The organism is Nitrobacter sp., assembly GCF_047149785.1.
GTDB lineage: Bacteria > Pseudomonadota > Alphaproteobacteria > Rhizobiales > Xanthobacteraceae > Nitrobacter.
Genome location: NZ_BAAGBE010000005.1, coordinates 1 through 6,601, shown reverse-complemented (window position 1 = coordinate 6,601; position 6,601 = coordinate 1). Strand labels below are relative to the sequence as shown.

Sequence of the window (6,601 nt, the reverse complement as noted above, 5' to 3'; positions counted from 1 at the left end):
TGCGATGCACCTGCAATACGACTGGTTTTTCTTTGCCGAGGTGTTCTCGATCGGGCTGCTGTTCGGCTACCTGCGCTATCGCAGCGGCTCGATCCTGCTCACCGTGATCCTGCACGGCCTCAACAATCTCGCGGCGACGCTACAGACGCTGTGGATCGCCGGCCACTCCTGACGCCGGCGCGATCCGCACTGCCGCGCATTCAGTCCGATCCGGAAGACCGTCGCTGCGCCGCAAGCCGATCGAGCGCGCCCTGCAGGATGAAGATCGCGGCATGTTCGTCGATGACCTTGGCACGCCTTGCGCGGCTCATGTCCATTCCGATCAGTTCGCGCTCGACGGCGGCCGTCGACAGCCGCTCGTCCCAGAGGCCGATGGCGAGATCGGTGAGTTTCGCCAGATTGCGCGCGAAAGCCCGGGTCGACTGCGCGCGTGGTCCTTCGCTGCCGTCCATGTTGATCGGCAGCCCGAGCACGAAGCCGACGGCGCTACGCTCACCCGCTATCGCAAGCAGCCGCGCGGCATCCGCCGTAAAAGTCTTGCGCTGGATGGTCTCGACGCCGGTGGCGAGGCGGCGATCGGGGTCGGACACCGCCACGCCGATGGTCTTGGTGCCGAGGTCGAGCCCGACGAGGGCGCCGCGTTGCGGCCAGTGCATGGCGGCTTCGATCAATTGCAGGACTGAGGCGGGCATCGCCTCGCATAACATGCGCGCGACGGGCATGGCAAAATGGCGCGGCAAAACGCCGGGCCGAGGATCGATGGCCGCCTTGCGTGCCGGTATGCTAAGGCGCGGATCACCAACCCCTTGCGAACGAGAAGACCATGTGGCCGGACCGCAGACTGATCGATCTTTTTGGCATCGAGTTTCCAATCGTTCAGGCGCCGATGGCGGGCGTCATGGATGCCGAACTCGTCATCGGGGCGGCGGAGGGCGGCGCCCTGGGGTCGCTGCCGTGCGCGATGCTCTCGCCCGACAAGGCCCGCGAGCAGGTCGGCATCATCCGGCAGCGGGTCAAGGCGCCGATCAACATGAACTTCTTCGCCCATCGCGCGGTGGCCGCCGATCCACACCGTGACGCCCAATGGCGGATGCGGCTCGCCTCTTATTATAGAGAGTGGGACCTCGACCCGTCAGCCCCGACCGCGCCCGCGAGCCGCGCTCCGTTCGATGCGGCGATGTGCGACGTCGTCGAGGAGGTGAAGCCGGAGGTGGTCAGCTTCCATTTCGGATTGCCGGACAAGCCGCTGCTCGATCGGGTGAAAGCGACCGGCGCTGTCGTGGTCGGCTGCGCCACGATCGTGCGCGAAGCGGTCTGGCTTGAGGAAAACGGCGTTGATGCCGTCATCGCGCAAGGCGCGGAGGCGGGCGGCCACCGCAGCATGTTTCTGACCGACAATATCGCGGCGCAGCCGGGTCTCTTCGCGCTGGTGCCGCAGATGGCGGATGCGGTGCGCGTGCCGATCATCGCGGCGGGTGGTGTCGCCGATGGCCGGGGCATCGCGGCGGCGTTCGCGCTTGGCGCGGCCGGCGTGCAGATCGGCACGGCCTATCTTCGCTGTCCTGAATCCAGGGCGTCCGCGCTGGGCCGCGCTGCGCTTGCCGCCGCGGGCGACGAGTCCACCGTCATCACCAATGTCATGACCGGGCGTCCGGCGCGCGGGATTGCCAACCGCGCGATGCGCGAAGTGGGGCCGGTCTCGCCCGATGCGCCGGCGTTTCCCCATGCGGCCGCGGCCTTCGCACCGCTCAGGGCGGCCGCCGAGAAGCAGGGCAAGGTCGATTTCACCAACCTCTGGGCCGGACAGGGGGTTCGTCTTGGCCGCGAGATGCCGGCGGCGGAACTCACGCGCGCGCTGGCGGGGGACGCGTTGAAGCGGTTGAGCGCCTTGTGAGTTGTAAGAGGAACAGTGCGGTTGCAGCGCGAAAGCCGGGTCTGCTATAGGCGTGACGCCTATTGGTGGCAGCACTTGAACAATTAGACGCCTGCGAGGCCCTGAATAATATGTCTGTCGATGCCGCTACTGTCCGCCGTATCGGGCACCTTGCGCGGATCGCGATCAGCGAGACGGAAGTTCCCGCGCTTCAGGATGAACTGAATGCGATCCTCGCATTCGTCGAGCAGTTGCAGGAAGTGAACGTCGACGGTGTCGAGCCGATGACCTCGGTGATGCCGATGACGATGAAAAAGCGGGCCGATGTGGTGAATGACGGCAACATCGCGGACAAGATTGTCGCCAACGCGCCGGTAACGGATGACCATTTCTTTCTGGTGCCGAAGGTCGTCGAATAACAGGTTGTGAGCCCATGTGTCTGCTGTGTAGCGATGAGAAGGTCTATCGGACCTATATGGAACGTCTCGACGCGTTGAAGCGTCGGGGGGAGACTGTGGATCCCGACGCGGTATTGGACGCCGTCTTCGAGCAGCTCCAGGCGGAAGAAAAGCTTCGCGCCGCCGATCCCCGAAACGACAGGACGCTGTCGCCATTTTTCTGTAGCGCGGTCGATAAATGACGGATTTGACGTCGCTCACGCTGGCCGAGGCCCGTGATGGTCTTGCGACCAAGTCATTCACCGCGATTGAGCTGACCGACGCGCATCTCGCGGCGATCGAGCGGGCGCGCGTGCTCAATGCCTATGTGCTGGAGACGCCGGAGCGGGCGAGAGCGATGGCGCGCGAGGCCGACGCGCGGATTGCCAAAGGCGAAAGCGGGCCGCTCAACGGCATTCCGCTCGGCGTCAAGGATCTGTTCGCGACGGAAGGCACGCGGACCACGGCATGTTCGCAAATTCTCGACGACTTCAAGCCGCCTTACGAATCCACCGTGACGTCGCAGCTCTGGCGCGACGGCGCCGTGATGCTTGGAAAACTCAATAACGACGAATTCGCGATGGGCTCGTCGAACGAGACCTCGCGTTTCGGCCCCGTGATCAATCCGTGGCGGCGGCAGGGGTCCGATGCGAAGCTGGTCCCCGGCGGTTCGTCGGGCGGGTCGGCCTCGGCGGTGGCGGCCGGACTGTGTCTTGGCGCGACCGCGACCGACACCGGCGGTTCGATCCGCCAGCCCGCTGCCTTCACCGGCACCGTGGGCATCAAGCCGACCTACGGACGCTGCTCGCGCTGGGGCATCGTCGCGTTTGCATCGTCGCTCGATCAGGCCGGGCCGATCGCGCGCACCGTGCGCGACGCCGCCATTTTGATGCGCTCGATGGCTGGCCACGATCCGAAGGATACGACCTCGGTCGATCGCGAAGTTCCCGACTACGAAGCTGCGGTCGGCAGATCCGTGAAAGGAATGAAGATCGGCCTTCCCAGGGAATATCGGCTCGACGGCATGCCCGCGGAGATCGAGAGACTGTGGACGCAGGGCGCCGAGTGGCTGAAAGCCGCGGGCGCCGAACTGGTCGAGGTCTCGTTGCCGCATACGAAATACGCGCTGCCCGCTTATTACATCGTGGCGCCCGCTGAGGCGTCGTCGAACCTCGCGCGTTACGATGGCGTTCGTTACGGCGCACGCGTCGACGGCCGCAATCTCGTCGAAATGTATGAGAATACGCGCGCGAAGGGCTTTGGCGCGGAGGTCCGCCGTCGTATCATGATCGGCACCTATGTCTTGTCCGCCGGTTACTACGACGCCTATTACCTTCGTGCGCAAAAGGTCCGCACCTTGATCAAGAAGGATTTCGAGGATTGCTATGCGGCGGGGGTCGATGCGATCCTGACACCCGCGACGCCGTCAGCCGCCTTCGGCATCGGCGAGAAAGCCGGCGCCGATCCGATCGAGATGTATCTCAATGACATCTTCACCGTGACGGCGAACATGGCTGGACTGCCGGGCATCGCGGTGCCTGCGGGCAAGGATGCTCATGGACTGCCGCTTGCATTGCAACTGATCGGCCGTCCGTTCGACGAGGAGACGCTCCTTTCGCTTGGCGAGATCGTCGAGCAGGCGGCAGGACGCTTTACGCCGGAGGTGTGGTGGTGACGCCGGATGCTTTCAAGACCAGCCTGACGAACGCGGAGCCGCCGCAGGGCGTTTCGGCACCGCTTGCGGCATTGTGGTGGGCCGCGAAAGGCGACTGGAACAAGGCGCACGTCCTCGTGCAGTCGCAAGTCGGCACCGAGGCGGCCTGGGTGCATGCCTATCTGCATCGGCTTGACGGACGCGAGATCGGCAACGCCGCCTACTGGTATCGCCGCGCGGACAAGCCGTTTGCGAAAGGTTCATCCGAAGACGAGTGGAGTCAGATCGTCGTGGAATTGCTGGGCGGCGAGGGCGGCTAGACAGACGGGGCGGGGCGGGACAGCTAATCCTGTCATGGGCGAGACTGTCCGGCTCTGCGCATCAATGGCGACATCGGCGGGGGCGATTGCACGGCCATGCGTTCAGCATTTGCGATCACTGGATTTTGCGCGGTGCTGCTTGGCTGCGCGTCGATCCAGAATGCGCCGGTCAACCAGCCGGGCAGCAGCGCCGATCTCGCGGGCCAGCTTCACGAAAATTTCGAGGAGCGGGCAGCCGCCGACGATGATCTGGTCGGCTTGTCGTTTTCCGGGGGCGGAACCCGGGCGGCGGCCTTTTCCTTCGGCGTGCTGGAGGAGTTGGCGCAAATACCGGCGCGCGGCGGCGGCGGCGTGTCGATGCTTGATCGCATCGATTTCATTTCCGGCGTGTCGGGCGGCTCGGTTACCGCGGCCTATTTCGGGTTGCGAAAACGCGCGGCGCTGGCTGACTTCCGCGAAAGATTTCTGCTGCGCAACGCGGAGGAGGGGCTGCAGACCGATCTCAACCTTGCCACGCTCGGCAAGGCCTTCGCCGGCGGCATCAACGACTCCAGCGGCCTGCCGCGCTGGCTCGATGCCAACCTGTTTCATGGCGCGACCTTCGCCGACCTTCGCAAGACGGTGCGCCCGCGGGTCTGGATCAACGCCTCCGACATCTACAATCGCACGCCCTTTGTTTTCGGCGTGACCGCGTTCAGCGCGATGTGCAGCGACCTCGGATCCTATCCGCTGGCGAATGCGGTGGCCGCGTCGGCAGCGGTGCCTGTTGCGTTCGCGCCGGTGGTGATCCAGACCTTTCCGGGCCGGTGCAAGGATCCGCTGCCGGCCTGGATCGTGAAAGCGCGCGACAACCGCAACGCGCCGCCGATGCTGAGCGCGTTTGCGAAAGCGGTCAGCCGCTATCACGATGGCGAAATCCCCTATATCAAGCTGCTCGACGGCGGCCTGGTCGACAACTACGGCTTGGCCGGTTTCACCATCGCGCGGCTGTCGGCGAGTACGCCCTATGGACCGCTGTCGCCCGATCAGGCGGTCGCGCGCTGTTTCTGGTGATCGATGCGAAGACCGGCCTCGCCGGCAACTGGATCAATACCATTGAAGGCCCGAGCGGCGTCGACCTGGTCAAAGCCGCCGCGGACACCGCGATCGATGCCAGCGTCGGCGCGGGCTATACCGCCTTCGAGCGAACCATGGGCGACTGGCAGACGGCGCTGATCCGCTGGCGCTGCGGCCTGTCAGCCGCCGATCGCGCCCGTTACGGCGCGCGTCCGGGCTGGAATTGCCACGATTTGAAATTGTTCGTCGGACGGATCGGCTTCGATCAACTCGATCCCGCGCGGGCCGCGAGCCTGGAGACCGTTCCGACCCGCTTCCATCTGCCGCCGCAGCAGGTCGACGACGTGATCGCCGCCGGGCGCGACGCATTGCGGGCGAGTCCAACCTTCCGCGCGTTTGCCGGCAGCATGTGAGCTGGCGCAAGCGGCCGACTCAATTGATTTGGACGGGGGTTTTCCCGTCGCAACCTCCGGGGTAAAAGCCGCGCATGAACGCACCTGTCAAACCGTCGAACCTGATCAAGGGCGCCACCGGCGAGTGGGAGATCGTGATCGGGCTCGAAGTCCACGCCCAGGTCACATCCAACGCAAAGCTGTTCTCCGGCGCGTCGACTGCCTTCGGCGGCGATCCCAACAGCCACGTCTCGCTGGTCGACGCCGCGATGCCCGGAATGCTGCCTGTCATCAACGAGGAATGCGTCCGGCAGGCGGTGCGGACCGGATTGGGACTGAACGCCCGGATCAACCTGCGCTCGGTGTTCGACCGCAAGAACTATTTCTATCCCGACCTGCCGCAGGGCTATCAGATCAGCCAGTACAAGTCGCCGATCGTCGGCGAGGGCGAGGTCGTGGTCGACCTGGCCGATGGCACGAGCATCACGGTCGGGATCGAGCGGCTGCATCTCGAACAGGACGCGGGCAAGTCGCTGCACGACCAGCATGCCGACATGAGCGCGATCGATCTGAACCGCTCCGGCGTGGCGCTGATGGAAATCGTCTCCAAGCCGGATATGCGCTCGTCGGAACAGGCCAGAGCCTATGTGACGAAATTGCGGTCGATCCTGCGCTATCTCGGCACCTGCGACGGCGACATGGAGAAGGGCAGCCTGCGCGCCGACGTCAACGTCTCGGTGCGCCGGCTAGGGCAGCCCTTCGGCACCCGCTGCGAGATCAAGAACGTCAACTCCATCCGCTTCATCGGTCAGGCGATCGAACACGAGGCGCGACGCCAGATCGGCATCCTCGAGGACGGCGGCAGCATC

At 65.0% G+C, this 6,601-nt stretch carries 7 protein-coding genes and 1 pseudogene; 7 read left to right on the top strand and 1 reads right to left on the bottom strand.

Annotated features, from left to right (window positions below):
• Positions 1-172: CPBP family intramembrane glutamic endopeptidase (locus ACMDCM_RS16960; protein WP_412774820.1), on the top strand; the 172-nt coding region annotated here is incomplete at its 5' end.
• A gap of 28 nt (positions 173-200) precedes the next feature.
• Here ACMDCM_RS16960 and ruvX read toward each other — a convergent pair.
• Positions 201-692 (bottom strand): Holliday junction resolvase RuvX, encoded by a 492-nt coding sequence (gene ruvX, locus ACMDCM_RS16955; protein ID WP_412774819.1) that lies wholly within the window; start codon positions 690-692, stop codon positions 201-203.
• A 131-nt stretch (positions 693-823) separates the two neighbouring features.
• Between ruvX and ACMDCM_RS16950 the strand changes: the two genes are divergently transcribed.
• The 6 genes and pseudogenes from ACMDCM_RS16950 to gatB all read left to right on the top strand — a co-directional run.
• On the top strand, positions 824-1,894 hold the full coding sequence (locus tag ACMDCM_RS16950) for an NAD(P)H-dependent flavin oxidoreductase (protein WP_412774818.1): 1,071 nt from the start codon (positions 824-826) through the stop codon (positions 1,892-1,894).
• 110 nt (positions 1,895-2,004) lie between these two features.
• Entirely contained in the window at positions 2,005-2,292 is a 288-nt protein-coding gene (gene gatC / locus ACMDCM_RS16945) for an Asp-tRNA(Asn)/Glu-tRNA(Gln) amidotransferase subunit GatC (RefSeq protein WP_412774817.1), read from the top strand.
• Positions 2,293-2,509: 217 nt separating this feature from the next.
• Positions 2,510-3,985 (top strand): Asp-tRNA(Asn)/Glu-tRNA(Gln) amidotransferase subunit GatA, encoded by a 1,476-nt coding sequence (gene gatA, locus ACMDCM_RS16940; RefSeq protein ID WP_412774816.1) that lies wholly within the window; start codon positions 2,510-2,512, stop codon positions 3,983-3,985.
• Positions 3,976-4,284, top strand: a complete 309-nt coding sequence (locus ACMDCM_RS16935) for a hypothetical protein (protein ID WP_412774815.1) — start codon at positions 3,976-3,978, stop codon at positions 4,282-4,284. The genes gatA and ACMDCM_RS16935 overlap by 10 nt, the downstream gene beginning before the upstream one ends.
• A gap of 96 nt (positions 4,285-4,380) precedes the next feature.
• Positions 4,381-5,753, top strand: a pseudogene (locus tag ACMDCM_RS16930) (patatin-like phospholipase family protein).
• A 74-nt stretch (positions 5,754-5,827) separates the two neighbouring features.
• Positions 5,828-6,601: Asp-tRNA(Asn)/Glu-tRNA(Gln) amidotransferase subunit GatB (gene gatB / locus ACMDCM_RS16925; RefSeq protein WP_412774814.1), on the top strand; the 774-nt coding region annotated here is incomplete at its 3' end.